Origin of the sequence: Bifidobacterium pluvialisilvae, assembly GCF_019331695.1 — a bacterium.
GTDB lineage: Bacteria > Actinomycetota > Actinomycetes > Actinomycetales > Bifidobacteriaceae > Galliscardovia > Galliscardovia pluvialisilvae.
In genome coordinates this window covers 26,139-46,497 of the sequence record NZ_JAHBBI010000015.1, presented here as the reverse complement: position 1 = coordinate 46,497, position 20,359 = coordinate 26,139, and the positions used below count along the sequence as shown (strand labels likewise).

Annotated in this window: 11 protein-coding genes, 4 tRNA genes and 1 pseudogene; 4 read left to right on the top strand and 12 right to left on the bottom strand. The window is 64.0% G+C overall.

What is annotated here, in order from left to right; all coding sequences use genetic code 11:
• Positions 1-762 precede the first annotated feature (762 nt).
• Positions 763-2,109 carry an MFS transporter gene (locus tag KIH77_RS09945; protein WP_219101456.1) on the top strand — a complete coding sequence of 449 codons (1,347 nt, stop codon included), beginning with the start codon at positions 763-765 and terminating at the stop codon, positions 2,107-2,109.
• Positions 2,110-2,261: 152 nt separating this feature from the next.
• Here KIH77_RS09945 and KIH77_RS09940 read toward each other — a convergent pair whose 3' ends face one another.
• Complete coding sequence (locus KIH77_RS09940; RefSeq protein ID WP_219101454.1) at positions 2,262-3,089, bottom strand: class I SAM-dependent methyltransferase; 828 nt, start codon at positions 3,087-3,089, stop codon at positions 2,262-2,264.
• Positions 3,090-3,223: 134 nt separating this feature from the next.
• On the opposite strand from KIH77_RS09940, the gene KIH77_RS09935 reads away from it, so the two are divergent.
• Positions 3,224-4,003 (top strand): hypothetical protein, encoded by a 780-nt coding sequence (locus KIH77_RS09935; protein ID WP_219101452.1) that lies wholly within the window; start codon positions 3,224-3,226, stop codon positions 4,001-4,003.
• A gap of 165 nt (positions 4,004-4,168) precedes the next feature.
• Here the strand turns inward: KIH77_RS09935 and KIH77_RS09930 are convergent, their stop codons facing one another.
• Entirely contained in the window at positions 4,169-5,662 is a 1,494-nt protein-coding gene (locus KIH77_RS09930) for a chloride channel protein (RefSeq protein WP_443623255.1), read from the bottom strand.
• A 307-nt stretch (positions 5,663-5,969) separates the two neighbouring features.
• Positions 5,970-6,479 carry a DUF2510 domain-containing protein gene (locus tag KIH77_RS10505; protein ID WP_274607474.1) on the bottom strand — a complete coding sequence of 170 codons (510 nt, stop codon included), beginning with the start codon at positions 6,477-6,479 and terminating at the stop codon, positions 5,970-5,972.
• A gap of 270 nt (positions 6,480-6,749) precedes the next feature.
• On the opposite strand from KIH77_RS10505, the gene KIH77_RS09910 reads away from it, so the two are divergent.
• Positions 6,750-8,276 (top strand): amino acid permease, encoded by a 1,527-nt coding sequence (locus tag KIH77_RS09910; RefSeq protein ID WP_219101448.1) that lies wholly within the window; start codon positions 6,750-6,752, stop codon positions 8,274-8,276.
• Positions 8,277-9,408: 1,132 nt separating this feature from the next.
• Here the strand turns inward: KIH77_RS09910 and KIH77_RS09905 are convergent.
• From KIH77_RS09905 to KIH77_RS09890, 4 genes are all read right to left on the bottom strand, one after another.
• A tRNA-Ala gene (locus tag KIH77_RS09905) sits at positions 9,409-9,481 on the bottom strand.
• A 42-nt stretch (positions 9,482-9,523) separates the two neighbouring features.
• Positions 9,524-9,596 (bottom strand) — tRNA-Val (locus KIH77_RS09900).
• Between the two features lie 46 nt (positions 9,597-9,642).
• Positions 9,643-9,714: transfer RNA gene (locus tag KIH77_RS09895), tRNA-Val, on the bottom strand.
• 9 nt (positions 9,715-9,723) lie between these two features.
• Positions 9,724-9,796: transfer RNA gene (locus KIH77_RS09890), tRNA-Gly, on the bottom strand.
• Positions 9,797-10,003: 207 nt separating this feature from the next.
• On the opposite strand from KIH77_RS09890, the gene KIH77_RS09885 reads away from it, so the two are divergent.
• Positions 10,004-10,525: an NAD(P)H-dependent oxidoreductase gene (locus KIH77_RS09885; protein WP_219101446.1), complete on the top strand. Its 522-nt coding sequence runs from the start codon at positions 10,004-10,006 to the stop codon at positions 10,523-10,525.
• 378 nt (positions 10,526-10,903) lie between these two features.
• On the opposite strand, the pseudogene KIH77_RS09880 reads toward KIH77_RS09885, so the two are convergent.
• The 5 genes and pseudogenes from KIH77_RS09880 to KIH77_RS09860 all read right to left on the bottom strand — a co-directional run bounded on the left by KIH77_RS09880 (position 10,904) and on the right by KIH77_RS09860 (position 20,292).
• Positions 10,904-14,596, bottom strand: a pseudogene (locus tag KIH77_RS09880) (thiol reductant ABC exporter subunit CydD/CydC).
• Positions 14,597-15,051: 455 nt separating this feature from the next.
• A complete protein-coding gene (locus KIH77_RS09875) occupies positions 15,052-16,062 on the bottom strand; it encodes a hypothetical protein (RefSeq protein ID WP_219101444.1) in 1,011 nt (336 codons plus the stop codon).
• 206 nt (positions 16,063-16,268) lie between these two features.
• Positions 16,269-17,879 carry a beta strand repeat-containing protein gene (locus KIH77_RS09870; RefSeq protein WP_236024617.1) on the bottom strand — a complete coding sequence of 537 codons (1,611 nt, stop codon included), beginning with the start codon at positions 17,877-17,879 and terminating at the stop codon, positions 16,269-16,271.
• A gap of 109 nt (positions 17,880-17,988) precedes the next feature.
• Complete coding sequence (locus tag KIH77_RS09865) at positions 17,989-18,558, bottom strand: HTH domain-containing protein (RefSeq protein WP_219101442.1); 570 nt, start codon at positions 18,556-18,558, stop codon at positions 17,989-17,991.
• Between the two features lie 114 nt (positions 18,559-18,672).
• Complete coding sequence (locus KIH77_RS09860; RefSeq protein WP_219101440.1) at positions 18,673-20,292, bottom strand: SpaA isopeptide-forming pilin-related protein; 1,620 nt, start codon at positions 20,290-20,292, stop codon at positions 18,673-18,675.
• Positions 20,293-20,359: the final 67 nt, after the last annotated feature.

Sequence of the window (20,359 nt, the reverse complement as noted above, 5' to 3'; positions counted from 1 at the left end):
GTGGAATGGGTGCCTGGGACGCGGCGGGCGGCTACGGTCGGGGCGGGGGAACCGGGATGGCGGCGTGCGGGGATGCGGACGTCTGCGGGTAGGGCGGCTGGGTGGCCGTGCCTTGGGATGCTCCGGGAACCGGGCGGGGGGCGGACGGGGCCGCGGCCGCATACGGGTAGGCCGGTGCGGCAGGCGTGGCCGATGACAGGGATGGAGACGGAGACGACGTGGCGGTTTGCCCTTGCCGAACCGAGGCCGGCGGCACCGGGCGCATGGGCCGCATCGGCTGGGTGGGGTACGTCGGGTTCGGCGCATAGGAGGCCGTCGGCTGCGCAGGTGCGGGCGGCACCGGGCTCGGGGCGGCAACGTACGGCGAGCGCGCCGCGTGTCTGGGCGCCGCGTGACGGCCGCGTGGCGACCCGGCGCCATCGTGGGGCGGCACGGCTCCCGAGCCGTTCCCCACGGCCCACGCGCCTACACCGTCTTCCCGGCGTCCGGCCGACTGCCCGTCATCCCCGCGTTCGTCCATCGCCGACCTACCGACCTTTCCAGTGAACCCACCGTCACTTCACTGTCTGCCACTCTAGCAGTCGGAGCGCTTCCACCGCCGATTTGCTCCGGCCGGAGCCCCTCGATACGTCGAAACCGCCCGATTCCGGCACCGAACCGCGCTCGGCAATTCACGCTGCGTTCATTTTCGGGGGCTCCGGCACCCGAAATCGGCCGTTACCATGAAAGCTGAATGCGAGCGAGGAGTATGCGAGGAGTATTATGACCGACCACCCCACCACCGCCGACACCGCCAACCACGCCGGCACCATCAAAGGGCAGGACGCCCCGCAGGCCCTCTCCAGCGGCGAGTTCCCGACTCCCCCGCGCGGCCGCCTCACCACACGCGAAAAGAAGTGGATTATCTACGACGTCGGCAATTCCGCGTTCGTGCTGCTCTCCACCGCCGTGATCCCCATCTACGCGAAGTCGCTGATGCCGGCCGACGGCAACATCGTTTCGGCCTGGGGCTACGCGCAGACCATCGCCTCGCTGGTCATCGCCCTGCTCATGCCGCTGCTCGGCTCGATCGCCGACGTGCAGGGCATGAAAATCAAGTTCTTCCTCGGCTTCTTTGGCACCGGCGCGGTCATGTGCTGCGCGATGGCGCTGCCGCTCGCCTGGCTGCCGTTCCTCATCGTGTATGTGCTCGCCACCATCGGCCTCAACGGCTCGCTCACGTTCTACGATTCCATGCTCATCGACACCACCACCAACGAGCGCATGGACAAGGTCTCCTCGCACGGCTACGGCTGGGGCTATGTGGGCTCCACCGTCCCGTTCATCGCCTGCATCGCGCTGATCTTCGGCGGTCCGGCGCTGCTCGGCTGGTCCACCGTCGCCTGCACTCGCGCGAGCTTCATCATCACGGCCGTGTGGTGGGTGGCGTTCACCATCCCGCTCATCACCAGCTACCGTCAGGTCCACTACCGCGCCACCCGCGAGCATACGCGAGAGGCCGTGCGCGGCACGTTCACCGAGCTCGCCGGCACGCTGCGCAAGCTCGTACGCAACAAGCCGCTGTGGATGTTCATGGTCGCGTTCTTCTTCTACATCGACGCGGTGAACACGGTCATCTCGATGAGCACGTCGTACGGCACGCAGCTGGGCATCGATTCCACGCAGCTGGTGGTGGCGCTGCTGGTCACGCAGTTCGTGGCGTTCCCGTGCGCGATCATCTACGGTCGCTTGGCCGGCCGCTTCGGCTGCAAGCCGATGATCATGGCCGCCGTGGTGGCGTACATGGGCATCGTGTTCTTCGCCACGTTCTTCCTCAAGGAGGCGTTGGAGTTCTGGATCCTCGCGATCCTCGTCGGCATGTTCCAGGGCGGCATCCAGGCGCTCTCCCGCTCGTACTACGGCAAGATCATCCCCAAGGACCACGCGAACGAGTACTACGGCCTCTACGACATCTTCGGCAAGACGGCGTCGATCCTCGGCACGTTCCTCGTCGCCACGACCACCACCCTCACCGGCAACGCCAGCCTCGGCGTGCTGTCCATCGCAATCCTCCTCGTCGTCGCCTTCGTCTTCCTCACCCTCCAAAAGGACCCGACGAGAAAAGCGTGAACCGCGCGGAACACACTTCGGCGACAGCAAACCGTTCCGCCCACCCCAACATACGGGCCAAAACCCCCGTTCCCGGCGATTTACGGTGCGTTTCGGTCGTTTTTCGCGGCGAAAACGGCGGAAAAGCACCATAATTCCGGATTCCGGGGGCGTCAGACGTCCAACAGTTCGCTGGCGACCATGGTGACGTTGTCGTCGGTCAGGATGCCGTCGACGGACCGTTCGTCGAAGATGGCGTCGACCTGCGCGCGGAACGCCGGATAGATGGGATCCGTCGGCAACGGACTGTGCGAATGGGAGTCCATATAGGCCCGCCATGCGTCGCGCGTGTAATGAATCGGATTGGGGAATCGTTTGATCGTCGGATGATGGAAGAATTCGGCCGTCGTCTCGCGGAAATGCCGTCCGCTGACGCCGACGACCTCGTGCATCTGCTCCGGGGAGAGGCCGTCGGCGGGGATGGCGACGCCGCCGGATTCGCCGCCTCCGATGGTCATCGCCGAATCGAACGACGTGACGTTGTATATCGAAACCAGCAGAAGCCGCCGACCACGGGAGATGCGTCGGCATTCGGCGAGGAACGCGTCGTGGTCGAACCAGTGCAGCGCCTGCGCGCAGACGACGGCGTCGACGCTCGCATCCGACAGATTCGTATGCTCGGCCGACCCGTCCACGACCGTGACGTTCGCGTACGGCCGCGTCGCCTCGGTCAGCGCGGCGCGCATGTCGGCGTCCGGTTCGACGGCGCGCACCTCGTAGCCACGACCGGAGCCGGAGGAGCCAGCGCCGGAGCCGCCGCCGTGACGCGCGCCGTATCGCGCTATCGGCACGGTGAACTTGCCTGTCCCCGCGCCGACGTCGGCGACGACGGCACCGTCCGCAATCATCGAACCGACGTAGCCGATCGTCGCGTCCGGATAGTCGGGTCTTGCGTCGGCGTACGCCTGCGCCTTGCCATGGAACAACGTCTGCTCGCTCATGACTCCCACAGTAGGCCAGGTTCACGAATCCCCCGCCGCACCGTCCATCACCCGTGCCATCCATCGCCGTCCATCGCCAGCATCATCCACACCGTTCATCGCCTGCACCATCCCATCGGTGGGATAATGACGGCATGACTGCATCGCAATGGCATCGCGCGTCGCCCGGCGTCGACGCCGGCTATCTGCAACGGCTCGCCAGGAAGACCGGCCACAATCGCAAGGTGGACATGATCACGGTGGCCGTGTTCCTCGCCGGTTGGACGGCGTTCGTCATCTATACGGTGGCGTACCCGGCCGAACATAATCCGCGGGCGACGCTGCTGACCTTCCTCGCCATCGAGGTCGGACTGATCGCCTGCGCCATATTCATGTGGTTCTCCGCCGGCCGTGATATCGGCGACGTGACGCTGGTCCGGCGGAATCTGACGCGTCTGGTTTCGATGGGGTCGCGTGAACTGGACGCCATGTGCGCGGAGGCGGGCGTTGCAGACCTGCTGCGCTGCCCGGATTACGTCATCCGCGACGAAGCGCGCTCGGCCTTTCATACGACCGAACGTGCGACGTGTCTGATGTGGGCCCCGGCAGTCAACGTTCCGGCGGGATACGGTGAATGCGCGGGATACGGCGGCGCGGACGCCTACGGCGTGCGACGGTTCTCCGTGTATGCGCGGCGGCCGATTGCCGGGGTCGAGGTCGGCGGGTGGCCGATTGTGCGCGTGACCGTGGAGATATACGGCGACCAGGCGCGGTTCGTCCCCGATTTCGGCGTGTCGTACGACGTTTGGCATGGGCATGGCTGGGCGACGAAGCGCAAGGATCCGTCGCTGAGTTTCGGCGCCGGGATGATCGCGCCGCGATACGACCTTGATTTCGGCACCGACCGGTACGGCGGCAACGTTTTCGTACGGTAGGACGGACGCGAGGCGGCGTGCTCGTGCGGCAACATTTCCGCGCGGTAGGCCGGGTGGACCGGTAACATACGGGCCGAAAACCCCGTTCCCGCCGATTTACGGTGCGTTTTGGTCGTTTTTCGCGGCGAAAACGACCTTTTGGCACCGTAAATTGCGGCAAGGGAGTCAGACGGCGGCGGGGACGTCGTCAGCAGCGGCGACCGGCTTGCGGGCGGTGCGGCCGAGCAGCCAGCTGGAAACGAACGCGGACGCGGCGACGGCGAGGCCCACGGGCACAAAGAATGTGATCGGCGCCTCGGTGAGCTCCATGACGAGGCACATGGCCATGAGCGGGGCCTGCTGCGAGGCGGAGAGCAGCGCGGCCGCGCCGATGAGCGCGCATGCCGTAATCGAGTCGGCGGGGAACGCGAGCGTCCACATCAGGCCGAGCATCGCGCCGAGCGTGGCGCCGAGGGCGATGCCGGGCTGCAGCACGCCGCCGGACGCGCCCGACCGGATGGTCAGCAACGTCACGATGGCCTTCACGACGAACGTGACGGCGAGGATGGCGAGCATGAGACCGAGGTGATGAAGGTCGATGCTGGAGACGACGTGCACGGAGGCCGCACCGGGGGCCACGACGGACGCACCGCCCGACGCACCGGAACCCGCCGCACCGCCGAAACCGAGCCCACGCAGCCAGCCGCCGACCGCGTCGTCGCCATTGGCCAGCAGCGTCCACGGCGATGCGGCCGCCGCCACAACCGACTGCACGGCGCCCGATGACGACGCGACGCCAGGGGCCCCCACGAACGTGCTGAATCCGAGTTGCGCGGCGGCGCGCCCGTTGCCCATGACCTGCGGCACGGCGGTGGCGACCACGCCGGTCAATACGCCGGCCAACGGCATCTGCCACAGCAGCCCGAGTGACTGCTTTCCGGCCGGCTTATGCGACTCCGCCCACGACGAGCCACGCCGGAACAGCGCGCCCGCCGCGCCGCACAACGCCCCGCACACCAGCGCGAACAGCATCAGACTCGACGTCTCCCCCGGCTGCATGGCCGTGATGTCGTAGAACGCATGATGGCCTTTGATCAGCGACGCCACGTAGGCCGCGGTCGCCGACATGCCCAGTCCGAACGCGATGGTCTCGATGGAGATGCTGCCGAGCAAAATCTCCGCCGCGAAGAACATACCGGCCAACGGCGCGTCGTAGACGCCGCCGAGGCCGGCGCCCGCCGCCACGGCCACGACCATGCGCCGGTCCGCGCGTTCGAGATGGAAGACGTCGCAGAACCGTTGCGCGAGCATGGCGCCGAGTTCGCGCGGCGCGACCTCGCGGCCGATGGATGCGCCCGACCCGACGATGAAGATCTGCAATACTACGTGCACGACGGTCTGCCACCATGGCATCCGTTCGCCGGCGACGGCCTTCTTGACCGATGGCACCTTCGTGGTCTTGGTGCGGAGGAGATACCAGATGACGGCGGCGATGAACAGGCCGGCCGTCACCGATACGGCCCGGCGAATCCATGGCACGGCGAACGGGCCGGGAATCGACGGCCCTTCGACATAGCCAAGCATCACGTGTTCCACGCCGTAGAGCAGCAGCGTGAGCAGGCCCGCGCCCACGCCGATGATCGCGCCGAGCACGAGGGAGGCGACGACGAGCCATCCGATCCGCCGCCAATCGGTCGACGTAGCGTTATTCGACGCGGCATTATTCGACGCGGTCGATGCGGCATTGCTCGACACGGCATCGTTGGACGCGGCATTACTCAGCTTGGCATCGTCCGACGTGGTTTTCCCCGTGCTCGCCGCCTTCGTCATGCCGTTCTCCTATCGTCACGCTCCCTTTCGCCGTGGATATCCTAGTCCCCACCGTTGCCAATGACGGGCGCAAAATCCCGTTATCGGCGATTGACGGTGCCAAATGGTCGTTTTTCGCTGAAAAAAACGACCATTTGGCACCGTCAATCCGCCCTGTTCACTCGTTCTTATTCGAAATCAGCAGCAGGATGCCGCCGATCAGACTGCAGAACAGCAGATCGCAGATGCCGAACGCCATCGTGTTCGGCTTCGTGCCCTGATAGATGCCCCAGCTGCGAATCGTCATCGGAATCATCCACGCCAGTGGGACGATCAGCCAGCACGTTCCCGCAATGCTGATGATGTTGAAGATGAACGCGACCATACGCAACGTGCGGTCGGAATCGGTCATCGGATATATCGCGCCATTGGTCACAACGCCGGCATACGGCTGCTGCTGGTAGCCGGACTGGCCAGGCTGCTGCCCGTAGCCCGGCTGGTTCGGCTGGCCGTAGCCCGGCTGCGGCCCAGACTGCCCATATCCCATGTTCCCGCCACCGTACGGCGGCTGCTGCGAATCCGGCTGCGCCGGCATCACGTTTTGCGTCCACTGCATTCCATCCCACCAACGCATGCGCGTCGTATCTCCCGAAGGATCGGGATACCATCCGGCCTGAGGCGAGGTCATCATATGCTCCGTTCTCTCCATCGCCGCGCATCCGTCCGCGCGTTCGCTACGAACGTCGCGGACTGCGGCGAATACTGCATCACCTCCACTCTAGCGCCGCGAATGTGACGAGAATAGGCCGTCATTCCATGGCACCGATAACGATTCCGGCGGCGATGCCGCTCGTAGGGCTGGAAACGTATACTGTTCGGGGTCGTTTTCGCCGCCGGCATCATGGGCGGCGGACGCAATCCCTTGAAAAACTTGACGACAGCAGCAAAAGAGAGAACCATGAGCCAATCCGATACCGAGGCTGCGGAGCCTCGATCCGCATCACCGGACGTCACGGCCGACGACGCGGCCGAACACGACGCGTCCGCCGACGCCGGCAACGACGACGGTCATGCCGTCAACCAGAAGCACGCCCTGCACACGAATCTCAAGCGCGGCATGGAGGCGCGGCATCTGCAGATGATCTCGCTCGGCGGTGTCATCGGCACCGGCCTGTTTCTGAGTTCCGGCTATACGATTCAGCAGGCCGGCCCGATCGGCACGATTCTGGCGTACGCGATTGGCGCGGTGATCGTGTATCTGGTCATGCTCACGCTGGGCGAGCTTTCGGTGGCCATGCCGGTGACGGGCTCGTTCCACGTGTATGCGGAGAAGTTCATCGGACCGGGCACGGGATTCGTGGTCGCCATCCAATACTGGCTGACGTGGACGGTGGCACTCGGCTCGGAGTTCACGGCGGCGGGACTGCTTATGCAACGATGGTTCCCGCACACGCCCACGTGGATATGGTCGGCGGCGTGCATCGTGCTGATATTCACGCTGAACGCGCTTTCCGTGCGGTTCTTCGCCGAGGCGGAGTTCTGGTTCGCCTCGATCAAGGTGTTCGCGATCTGCGCGTTCATCCTGATTGGTGCGCTCACGATTTTCGGCTTCATCCCTATGAAGGGGTACACGCATGCGCCGATGTTCGACAACCTGTTCAAGGACGGCATCTTCCCCAACGGGTTCATGCCCGTGTTCGCAACGATTCTGACCGTGAACTTCGCGTTCTCCGGCACCGAGCTCATCGGCGTGACGGCGGGTGAGACGCGTAACCCGGAGAAAGCGGTGCCGAAGGCGATCCACACCACGCTGTGGCGCTTGGTCCTCTTCTTCATCGGTTCGATCGTGGTGATGAGCGCGCTGATTCCGTGGCGTCAGGCGGGCGTGGGCGAAAGCCCGTTCGTGCTTGTGCTCAACTCGGTGGGCATTCCCTATGCGGCCGACATCATGAACTTCGTGGTGCTCACGGCCGTGCTGTCCGCCTCGAACTCCGGCCTGTACGCTTCGACGCGCATGGTGTGGTCGATGGGTCATGAGGGCATGATCCCGCGTTGGTTCGCCAAGACGAACCGTAGTGGCGTGCCGATGCTGGCGTTGTGCGCGGCGATGGCCGGCGGCCTGCTCGCGCTGCTCTCGTCGGTGGTGGCGGCGTCGACCGTGTATCTGGTGTTGGTGGCGCTATCAGGATTGTCGGCTGTGGTGGTGTGGATTGCGATTGCGTACTGCCAGATCGTGTTCCGTAAGCGCTGGATTGCCTCCGGTCATACGGTCGGCGAGCTCAAGTATGCGACGCCCGGCCACCCGTGGACCTCGTGGGGCGCGTTCATCCTGTGCACCGCCTCGTTCCTGCTGGTCTTCTTCGACAAGGAGCAGCGGTTCGCACTTGGGGCCGAGCTGGTGTTCATCGTGTTCTGCTACGCCGCGTATTTTGTGCAGCAGTGGTGGCGCAGAACGCATCCCAAGCGCGAGGTGATGCTCTCGTAGCGGGGCTGGTGGTTTGGGATTCACTCTTTTGCAGCGGAGCCAAAGAGTGAATCCCAAACGCTCATCTTCTCCCATTCCCGTACATGACATTCGGCATATTTCCGGGAAAATCCTGTTCTCTTGAGAATCATTCCCGTTCACTCTTTCCAGCCCCCGCCAAAAGAGTGAACGGAGCAACGCCGCACACGGTCCGCAGGCCCAGACATTCACCACCGGTTCGTAGGCCCGCCCATTGGTTTCGTGGGTCTATCCGATTGGATTTGTGGGTCTACCCGATCGGATTTGTGGGTCCGCTCGTCGGCCTGACCAATCGGATCTGTGGGTCTACCCGATCGGACTCACGGATCCAAACGGTCGGATTTGTGGGTCAGCCCATCGATTTGTGGGTCTAGCCGATTGAATCTATGGGTCTAATCAATTGGATTCGTGGGTCTGACCAATCATGTATCCAGCTTATCGGCCCGCTCATCGGTTTGTGGGTCTAGCTAATCGGATTCGTGGGTCCAAACGGTCGGATTTGTGGGTCAGCCGATTGGATTCGTGGGTCTGGTCAATCATTTTAGCCAGTTTGTGGGTCCCACTCATTCATTAATAGTGGGTGAATCCGTTCATATAGCGGTTTGTGGGTCTACGGCATACACGAGGACCTCAAAAACCTCGTCCTCACGAATCATTAGACCCACTTTTCATTTTTGACAAACTTTTAGACCCACTTTCCGTTCTCTGCAACCTTCTAGACCCACTTTTTGTTTTTGGCAATCGTTCAGACTCACTTTCCGTTGTCGGCGACTCGCGGGACCCACAAACCCAGAAATAAAACAGGGCCATAGCGGATTCCAAGGGCAAAGCGGAGCGTGGACCGCACAGTCGGAGACAACACAGTGAAAGACGCCAAAGTGGGGGACGACAAAGTGAAAGACGACACCGTAGGGGACGACAAAACAGAGGAAGACAAAGAATAGCAGAAGACAAAGAGTAGAGAAGGACAAAATAGAGGATGGCAGCAAGGTGAAAGACGCCAAAGCGGAGGATGTCATCAATGCAGGAAGAGCCATAAGGCCCAGACCGGGATACCGGAATAACGGGATAAACAAAAATCCTCCGAAGCCGAAGCCTCGGAGGATTTTCCCTGTGGAGCTAGGGGGATTCGAACCCCCGACCCCCTCCATGCCATGGAGATGCGCTACCAGCTGCGCCATAGCCCCGTATTCACTTATCTGCGGCAGATGCAAGACCTGCACACATCGTGGGTGATGCAGGAATCGAACCTGCGACCCCTTCCGTGTGAAGGAAGTGCGCTAGCCGCTGCGCCAATCACCCGACGCTCCCGATATCGCTATCGGTTTCACCGAACGAATCGGCTCAGTGGGCGATACAAGATTCGAACTTGTGACCCCTTCCGTGTCAGGGAAGTGCGCTACCTCTGCGCCAACCGCCCGGGTCTGCGAGCGGACAACGGGACTCGAACCCGCGGTCTCGACCTTGGCAAGGTCGCGCTTTACCAACTAAGCTATGTCCGCATGTCGCCGTGAAGCAACGAATGACTACTATACACGAATATTCCAGCTTGTCCAACCGAACCGTCATAAAACCTCGAAAACGCTTGATATTACTGGTATTTATAATAAAAATCCGGGCGTGTCGCGAACGTTATGGGCATACGGCAATATACTGGGAAACGGTCGGCATGACCACACCATAACCAACCCATGGAAGGGGACGAACCCATGTCCACCGGAATCCTGCTGTTTCATCCGAATTATGCGGCATCGAAAATCAACCGTCGACTGATCGACGAGTTGGAAAGCCGTCATCCCGCCGACGTGACCGTGCGCGACGAATACGCGCTCTACCCCGACTTCAAGGTGGACAAGGCCGCCGAACAGGCATTCGTCGAGTCGGTCGACCATCTGGTGCTGGAGTTCCCGTTCTACTGGTACAGCGCGCCGAGGCTCCTGCAGCAGTGGAAGGACACCGTGCTGACGCCCGGCTGGGCGTACGCCGGCGGCACCGCGCTCGACGGCAAGACCGTGCAGCTGGTGGTGACGACCGGGTCGCCGGCGTCGCGCTACCAGACCGACGGCGAATACGGGCACACGATGAAGGAGCTGCTCAGCCCGTTCGAGCTGACCGCGTTCCGCGTGGACCTCACGTGGCGCGAGCCGATTCTCGTACAGAACACGTCGGCCATCACCGAAGAGGAACTGGACGCCGCCGCCAAGGCATACGCCGACGCATTCACGGACTGAGCGTAGTCGTTGTCATCCTAAGCGGAGGCACCTCCTCTCCTGCTGTCATCGTGAACAGAGGCACCTGCCCTCCGTTGTCATCGTGGACGAGGGCGTCTTCTCCTGCTGTCATCGTGAGCGGAGGCATCTCCTCTCCTGCTGTCATCCTGAGCGAAGGCCGCAGGCCGGAGTCGAAGGATCTTGCCCCCTGTCTCGCCGAGATTCTTCGACTCGCTACGCTCGCTCAGAATGACAATGGAGAAGGCGCCTTTACATAGAATGACAAAGGAAGGGGTAGATGCCTTTTTACCCAGGATGACAATGGGGGGGGGTGCCTTTACTCAGAATGACAATGGGGGAAATGCTCCAGCCCCCCCCCCGGCCGGGAAGGCGACCGCGTCACACCTGCACGACGCGGTGGGCGATGCGCATGGTGGAGGCGCGGTGCGAAACCAGCACGATGGCGGCGTCGTGCTCCGAGGCCAGCGTGTTGATGGACTGGAGGATCACGGCCTCGTTGAGCGCGTCGAGACGACTCGTCGGCTCGTCGAAGAGCACGAGTGACGCGTCGCGCAGGAACACGCGGGCCAGGCCGATGCGCTGGCGCTCACCCTCGGAGAGGCGGTCGCCCAGTTCGCCGACGGGGGTGTCGAGGCCGGCGGGGAGCGAGTCGATGAGGTCGAGCACCGATGCCTTGCGGCAGGCCTCGCGCAGTACGGCGTCGGTCGCGGTCGACGCTTGCGGGGTCGAGCCCTGGCTAGCCCCCTCCGGCTGCGGCACGGCGAGAAGCAGGTTCTCGCGAATCGTCCCGTCGAACAGGGCGGTCTCCTGGCTCATCATGGTCTGCACGCGGCGGCGATGATGCGCGTCGACGTCCGGCAGGGGCACGTCGGAGAACCGCACTTCGCCCGACAGCGGATCCCAGTACCGCATGAGCAGTTTGAGCACGGTGGACTTGCCACGGCCGCTCGGACCCTAGATGCCGAGTACGCCGGAACGCGGCACATCGAGCGAGAAGCCGGAGAGCACGGGGACGTCGGCGTCCGGGTAGGCGAACGTCGCCTGGTCGATGGCCATGCCGGTGTAGGCCGGGCGCCGCGTGCCGCGCTCCACCACGGCCGGCGATTCGTCCATGAGCGCGAACAGGCGGCGTGCGGCGGCGAACGTGTTGGTGAGGTTCGCTGGCAGGGCGCTCAACGCCAGCGTGGGGCCGAAGGAGCTGGCCAGCAGCACCGTGGCCACAATCATCTCGGGAGCAGCCTGCCCCCCGAACAGCATGCCGCAGAAGGCGAGCGCCACGGCCGCCGCGGTGAACACCATCACGAGCACGCCGCCGATGCCGGCGTAATGCCCGTTGATGCGGTTGAGCCGCGCCCGCTGCGCCCACAGGCCACGCGTGCGGGAGACCACGTCGGCCACGCGCGTCTCGCCGCTGCCGAAGCGGATAATCTCGTCCACGCCGCGCAGGCCGTCAAGCACCTGGTCGTCGAGCGCCGAGGAGTCCGTGCGCAACCTAGGGCCGATGTCGCGCACGGCACGGCCGAACAGCGCCGGAATCACCGCCCCTATGACGAGGTGCGCGCACACGAGCAGCAGCGCCATCTGCGGGCTGAGCAGCAGCAACGCCACGGCATACACCACGGTGGTGCTGACGGCGATGACCACCGGCGAGATGGTGTGCGCGAAGAAGATCTCCAGCATCTCGACGTCGGTGGTGATCAGCGCGATGAGATCGCCCTTGCCCTTGGCGTCGAGCTTGGCGGGGGCGAGTCGGCGCAGTGCGGCGAACGCGCGCGACCGGAACAACGCGAGCAGACGGAACGCCACGTTATGGTTCATGAACTGTTCAGCGTAGCGCATGAGGCCGCGAATCAGCGCGCAGACGACCATGCCGGCCACCGACGCGCCCACGCCCATGCCCCACACGGGCTGCCCGAGCGCGGCGAACAGCGCCATCATGCCGAACACCGGCAGGAACGTGGCCGCCAGATGCCCGAGCGCGCCGAACACGCACGCCGCCACCATGAATCCGGAGAGCGGACTGGCCACCTTGAGCAGCCGTGGAATCACCGATTCATGCCGAGAACGCGAGTTGTGGGTGTTTGTTTTGGCAGACCGCCCGTCCGCAGCCGTCGCCGCAGCCGCACCATCGTTGATATTCCGCGGTTTTGACAATCCGCCATCCAACTTCGCCTCTCCATCGGCGGCCGATTCGCCGGATTGAACACCCACAACTCGCGCTTTTTCGGTTGCGGAGACGTTTTCGATGGCCTCCTGCGCCCGGAACAGCCCCGCGTACTCGCCGCCGGCGGCCATGAGCTCGGCGTGGGTGCCCTGTTCGACCACCCGGCCGTGCGAGAACACCGCCACGGCGTCGGCGTCCACCGCGTTGGCCATGCGATGGGTGATCATGATGACGGTCCTGCGATTCGCCAGCTCGTGGATGACGGCGAGGATCCGCGCCTCGCTTTCCGCATCGACGCTGCTGGTGGCCTCGTCGAAGATGTAGACCATGCTGTTGCGCAGCAGCGCGCGGGCGATGGCAATGCGCTGACGCTGGCCGCCGGAGAGATTGGCGGCGTCCTGTTCGATGCGCATGTCGAGCCCGTCCGGCTGCGCGTCCACGAATTCGTCGATGCGGGCGTCATGCAGCGCCTGCCACAGTTCATCGTCGGTGGCATCGGGGCGGGCCATGAGCAGGTTCTCGCGAAGGGTTCCCATGAACAGGTGCGAGCGCGAGGAGACCAGCGTCACGGCCGCGGTGAGCGATTCCGCGGACAGGTCACGCAGTTCGTATTCGGTGTGGTCGTCGCACAGTTCGATGGACCCGGTGTATCCGGTGAGCGTGCCGGCGAGCAGTGCGGCGGCGGTCGACTTGCCCGAGCCGCTGCCTCCCACGATGGCGGTGAGACTGCCGGGCAGCGCCGTGAACGAGATGCCCCGCAACGCGGGCTTGGCGGCATCCCCGTCCCCGTCCGCGCCCTCAGCGCCATCAGCGCCCTCAGCGCCATCGCCGCTCACAGCACCATCGTCATACGCGAACCCGACGTCCCCGAACGAAACCCCGAGGCACGTCTCCCCCGCCACGTCCAGCGCCGCGGTGCCATACGACGGTTCGGGCGCGTCCAGCAGCGCGAAGATGCGTTTGGTGGAGGTCATGCCGTTCATCGCCACGTGGAAGTAGGAGCCGAGCTGCCGCAGCGGGATGAAGAACTCGGCGGAGAGTAGCACGATCAGCAGGCAGCCGCCCCAGTCCAGCGCCCCGTGCGCGGACTGCCACACCGCCATGCCGATGCCCGCGGCCGCACCACCGTATGCCACCACGTCCATGGCGGTGAGCGAGCGCAGTTGTATTTGGAGCACGCGCATGGTCATCACGCGGAACTCCTCGGCCTTGGCATCCATGTCGCGTGCGGCACGCCCGTCCGCGTCGAAGGTCTTGAGCGTCTCCAGTCCCTGGAGATTATCGAGGAACGCGGCGCCCATGTCGGTGTATTTGCCCCAGTATTTCTTGAACACGCGGGCGGCGCGCATGGCCACGAGCCCCACGATCACCACGATGAGCGGAGCGCAGACGAGCAGCACCACGGCCGCCGGCCAGTTCACCGGCAGCAGCACCACGAACAGGGTGAGCGGCGCCAGCACCGCGTAGAACAGCTGCGGCAGGAACAGTTCGAAGAAGCTTTGGATCTGTTCGACGCCCTCGCCGGCCGACTGCACCACGTCCGCGGTCTTCACCCGGCTGGAATACGACGGTCCAAGCCGCAGCATCTTGCGGTAGAGGCGTTCGCGCAACGCGAGCTTCACCCGTTCGGCGGCCTCGAATCCGAGCCGTGTCGAAGCGCGCGTGGCCGCATACCGCACAATCAGCACCGCCACGAATACGCCCGCGTATATGACCGCGCGCCGCCGCAGATCGCCGGTGAACAGCGTGACGCCGCCGGAGAACGCGGCCGCCGCATCGGACAGCAGCATGGTCACCGTGATCATGAACACGACGTTGGCGAGCAGGCTCACCCACATCAACGCCACCTTGCCCGCGACCAGACGGCCGATTCCCGGCGCCAGTGCGAACAGTCGTTTGTCGAACATCGTCCATCCCATCATTGCCGTATGAATACGTGATTAATCGCCGACCACACTAACAATGAACGACAGGCTTGTCTAGGAATTTTTTTGTGAGATTGAACAGCGACGCGCATGCGCCCCTCCGTCATCCAGGGGCGACGACATGCGTCCCTCCGTCATCCAGAACGACGCGCATGCACTTCCCCCTGTCATCCAAGGCGACGCGCATGCACCACCCCCTGTCATCCAAGGCGACGCGCATGTACCTCCCCCTGTCATCCTGAGCGGAGGGCGAAGCCCGGAGTCGAAGGATCTCGAACGGTTCCATACGAGGCGTTCATAAGATCCTTCGACTCGCTGCGCTCGCTCAGGATGACAATAGGGGGAACGCTCGCCCAGAACGACAGTAGGGGAAACGCCCGCCCAGGACGACAGTAGGGAAACGCTCGCCCAGGATAACAGTAAGGAAGAACGCTCACTCAGCTGCTGCTGGAGGAGCTACTGCTGGAGCCCGAGCCGCTGTTCGAACCGCTGGACCCACTAGACCCGTTCGACCCACTGGAACCGCTGGAACCGTTCGAGCTGCTGCCCGAATCCGAGCCCGAACCGCTGCCCTGCTGGCCGCCGGGGCCGCCCTGGCCGTTGCCGCTCGGCGGCTGGCCCATGTTGCCGCCGCCCTGCTGCATCTGCTGCTGGCCGCCCGAGGCGCCGCCCGTGAAGTGCGTCACGGCCAATGCGCCACCCGCACCGCCGACGAGCCCGCATACGAGCGCCAGCGCGGCGAGGATGCCCCACGTCTTGCCCGACAGTCGCCCGACGCCGACGGCCGCGGTACCGGCGCCGACGTTCCGCCCCATACCGTCATGATGATGCGACCCCGCCTTCCGGCCGGCGTCACCCCTGCCGCCGGAACCGTTTCCGCCGGATTCGCCGAACCCGCCGGAGCGACCGTCATCGCCGTCGCCGGTGTCGGAATCGGGCTTGCGCGGAGGCAACGCCACCGTCACGCCGCCCGCATACCCCGCACCCGCACCAGCAGCACCAGCACCCGCACCAGCACCCGCGCCGTTCGCCGTGCCGGAACCGCCGCCATAGCCATACGGGGATGAGCCGCCGCCTTCCTGCCTCATGACCGCCGTGGAGTCACGTCCCGTCGACTGCGCCGTCCGCATCGTCCCGGACGTCCGCTCCGCCTGCACCGTACGCATCGCCTCGTCATCTTCGCCGGCCACGTGCCGCCCGGTCACCCGCGCCCTCGCACCAAAACCGGAGCCGAAGCCCGCGCCGGAGCCGGAGCCACCTGCCGACTCCCATCCTCCGAGCCGGTGTTTCACCGACGACATGATGTGCGTGAGCGAGAGCGTCCTGCCGTTCATGCCGATGCTGCCCTGCCTGATGGGCACGAACGTCATCGCGTTCAAAGCCGCCGTGGCCGTGCTCACCGCTGCCGTACCCGTGTTCGTCATCGTGTTCATGGTTGCCGTTGTCATGGCTGTCTCCTTAGCAAATTGTCTGTGATTGTTCGTTATGACCTGATTGTTCTGATCGTTGATCGTTCCCTATAGTCCGATGGTTCCCTATAGTCCGGTGGTTCTTGCAATCGCTGCGGTCTGGCCGTCTCACGACCGCCCTACCGACCCGACCGCCCACGACCGCCCTTGACGGCCCCGCGACCGTCGCCTGTTTCGCGTGGCCCTTACATGCCCCACGTGGTCGTGGTGTTGAACTGCTTGTCGAAGGATGACCTGTCGACCGCGTCGTCCGAGAGTTTCGTGTCGCTGCCGGCGTTCACGGTGGTGGAGTACGCGCCTGTCACGGTGACGGTCACCCCGCCGCTGCCGGTCACCACGGTTCTGCCGCCGGCCACGATGGTCACGCTGCGTCCGCTGGAGTCCACCACACGTCCGCCCGACGCCACGTTGAGTGTGGAGATGGTGGTGTCGCCGGTCACCGTCCATGTGGAGGTGCCGTCCACGTTCACGGCAATGGGCGCGTCGCTCACGGGCGTGGACCCCGAAGCCCCCGTGGACTCCGAAGCCGCCGAGGCATTGTCGACGATCTTCGCTTTCCCGCTCCACGTCGACCCGTCGAGCAGATACAGGTTCACCGTGGATATGGTGTCGGCGGTCACGTCGCCTTCGAGCTGCTGCCCGCGGCCGGTGAAGTTCACGGTGGCGCCGTTCGATCCGGCCTGCCCCCACTTGTTGGAATCGTTGCCGGACGCGTTGATGAGCGTGGCCTTGGCTGTGTCGAAGTCGAGCGTGGTGTTGCTGAGCACCACGTCGGCGGTCGTGTTGGTGAAGTAGAACATCGATCCGGATTGGATGGCGGATTTCAGCGTGGAGTCTTTGGCTTGGAATGTGGCGTGCTCGCCGGTGCTGGCTTCCGCGTCGCCGGAGGTGGACTGGTAGATGATCACGCCGTTGGCGATGGGGTCGGATGCGGTTTTCGACGTGATGGTGCTTTCGAGCGTGGAGTCGCTGATGAGGATGGTGTTCAGCCCTTCCATGCCGGCGATCTGGCTGCCGTCCGCGGTACCGTTCACGCCGTTGACCTGCACGTCGCCGGTGGAGTAGAGCAGCGGCGACCCCGATCCGGAGGTTTTCAGCGTGGATCCGGTGAGGGAGACCGTTCCGCCGCCGCGGTCTGTGGCCACGGTCGCGCTGTGGTCGCCGTCTGTGGTGGCGTCGATGGCGTTGGCGAGGATGGTGCCGCCGTAGGTGGCGTCCAGGGCGCGTGAGTTGTCGGACGTCGTGGAGATGGTTGTGTCGTTGGCGAGCACGGTGGCGGAGTCGGTGGCGAAGATGCCGTTCGATCCGGAGCTTGTGGCGCGTATCGTGCTGCCGGAGACGATGGCCTTGGATTGTTTGCCGACGGCGAGCAGCACGGAGTTGGTGCCGTAGAAGTTGTCGTTGTCGTCGTTGCTGCCGTCGCCGGATTTGTTGAGTGTGGCGCCATCGAGGGTGAGCGTGCCGCCGTTTTGCGCGAGCGCCGCGTTCTGGTCGGCCTTGGTGGAGGTTACGGTCGTGCCGGATGTTTTTTCGGTGCTGTCCGCGGTGAGTGTTGCGGAATACGATCCGTTGTAGTCGTAGCTCATGGTGTTCGCCCCGCCGGCGCCGCCGGGTGCGCCGCCTGCGGCTGACGGCCCCGAGAGGCGTCCGAGCAGCATTACGCCGGCCGCTCCGGTGCCGAGGCCTCCTGCGAGGGATACCGCGGCCACGATGGCAACGAGTCTTTTCGTCGCCACGCCCGGGCCTGCCGCGGCTGGTCGTGTCGCGGCGCGTGGCGTCGGTCTGTGCGTCGTCATAATCATCCTTTCGTCGGGATGATCTCATTGAACGACGCGTACCATGGCATGGACTTGGGCGGCCCGTAAGACCGCCTTCGTCTTCATGAAATTATTGTTGAATGTCGCCTTAACGATTGCTGGATTCGTCGGCGTCGGATGCGGTCGTGGCCATGTCGTCGTCGGTATTGCCGGCCGTGTCGTCCTGCTGCATGCGTTCGAGTTCGGTCTGGAGCAGGGTGACCTCGTGTTCCAGCTCCTCGATGCGTCGCACCTGCTGGGCGATCAGCAGGTCACGCAGGTCGCGGCGTCCGGAGCGTACGTGCAGTTTGGGCGCGAACGATGATTCGGCGGTCTCCTCATTGGCGTGGTTCTCGGGGGCCGGGGATTCCTCCCCTTTGCCGTGCGTGGGCATCGGGACGCGTGAGGGCTGTGTGTTCTCCGGATGCATGATGGAGTCGTCAGACAGCATTCCGCGCCAGCGGGCGATGCATCGTTCGATGCGCTTGTATCCTATGAGCGAGGAGTCCAATCCGGCGTCGCGGAAGATTTTCGCCGGGGATTCGCCGGCACCGTATCGTCTCATGCACTCGCGTTTGAACGCTTCCGTATAGCGGATGCGGCCGTTGGACACGCGGGCTACGGCACGCAGGGAGCGGAGATACGTGATCTCGTCGTTTGTGAATTCGTTGTCTGTCATAGCTGACTTCCTGTACCAGATATCCGATGCCGATAACGAAGCGTGGTGCCCTCCACCATACCGGTGGACGACACCACGCTTTGCTATATCACACGATTACCGTTGCGACCAGTCTCAGGCGCGCAGAGCGGAACCCGCGCGACGGGACTTGCCGTACACCGCGGCGGCGGCACCGGCAAGCACGACGCCCAAGGCGACGAACATCGCGATGCCAGCGGCACCGGTCTTCGGCAGCTCGGTGAGCGACTTGACGTTGGTCACCTTGGCAATCTTGAAGTCCTTATCGCCGGGCAGAGTCGAATCCTTGACCAGACCGAACTTGGTGGTCTCGGTGAAGGAAACGTCCTTCTTGTAGTCGTGAGTGGCATCGTTCTGCACATTGACGGTGAAGGTAGGCTTCACGCTCTGGAGGAAGCCGTTGGGGGCCTTGGTCTCGATGACGGTGTACGTGCCAGGAGCCACACCCTTGATGTCGACGAAACCATTGGAACCATACTCGCCGGAGGCGAACTTAGTGGCATCGCTCTCATTGTCGACGAAAGTCCAGTTGAAGCCGTCCGCCTTGAGGTACTTGCTGTCGGCGTTCTTCACGACGAATTCAGCGCCATTCACCGGATTGTCATCAGCGTCGATCTTCTGGAACTGGAATTCGGCAGAGTACAGGGTGACGGTGTTGCCGTCGACCTTGGCGTCGTCATGCTGCACGTAGACGCTGTTCTGAACCTGATAGCCGCTAGTGATGGAGGAGTTAACCTTCACGGAGTACGTAACGGTGATGGTGGAACCAATTTCAAGGTTCAGCACGGAGTTGGAGAGGTTGATGTCAAGCGGGGTATTCTCGCTCTTGGCGTTACCGGAAACCGTGTAGTCGGCACCCTTGGTCAGAACCGTTGCTTCCTTGGCACCCTTCTTGGTGGCGGTGACGGTCAGAGCCGGGTCATCGAGAATGTCAAGGCTCTCGTTGGTGGCCGTGTAGTCCTTGATGTGGTAGTCGAAGGCGGTCACACCGGTGGTGTTCGGAACCTTGGCGGTCAGCGTGAACTTCACGGTGTCGCCGGTGTAGACGGCGGTCTTGTCGGCGGTCTTGACCGGGGCGGGCAGGGTGATCGGCTTGACGTCGACCTCACCGAGCGCAGCGTTGGCGAAGCTCTTGCCGGCGACCTTGGTGCCGACGAGCATCGGAATGGACTTGGCACCGTCGGTCACGTCCTTGATGACGTAAACACCAGGCGTGAGGTTGTCGAACGTGGCAACGCCGTTCGCACCCGTGGCAGTGAGCGTGGAGCCGGCGAACACGTCGGGGTTGGTGGAGGAGACCAAGTTGGTCACGAAATTGCGCAGGGTGCCAGACCACTGCGGAGTGGCATCGCTGCCGCTGTCAAGGAAGTTCTTGGCAACGTAGCCAGCCGGATTGTCAGCGTACACTGCGTCCTTCGCCCAGTTGGCGTCGGTCGCGTTCAGCGCCTTGGAGACGGCGGGCTTAACAGCGTCGGGCGTGTTCACGGAAACGTTCTTCAGGTTGCCGCTCGCGTCCTGAGTGGCGTTGTCGTACGCGCCGATGAGCACGGCCTGGAACGTGTGACCGTTGACAGCATCGCCCTTGACTTCGATGTTCTGCGGCACGGTGACATCCAGTGTGTCACCATCAGCCGCGTTGGCGGTGGCGCCGAAGGCCATGCCGCCCAAGAGGGTCGCCGCAGCCGCGACGCCCGCGAAAAGCTTCTTCAACTTCATAAGAAACTCCTCTTCCTTTCATTACTGTTGTTCTGCAACTACGGAAGCGGCAGCCGCACCGGCTTCC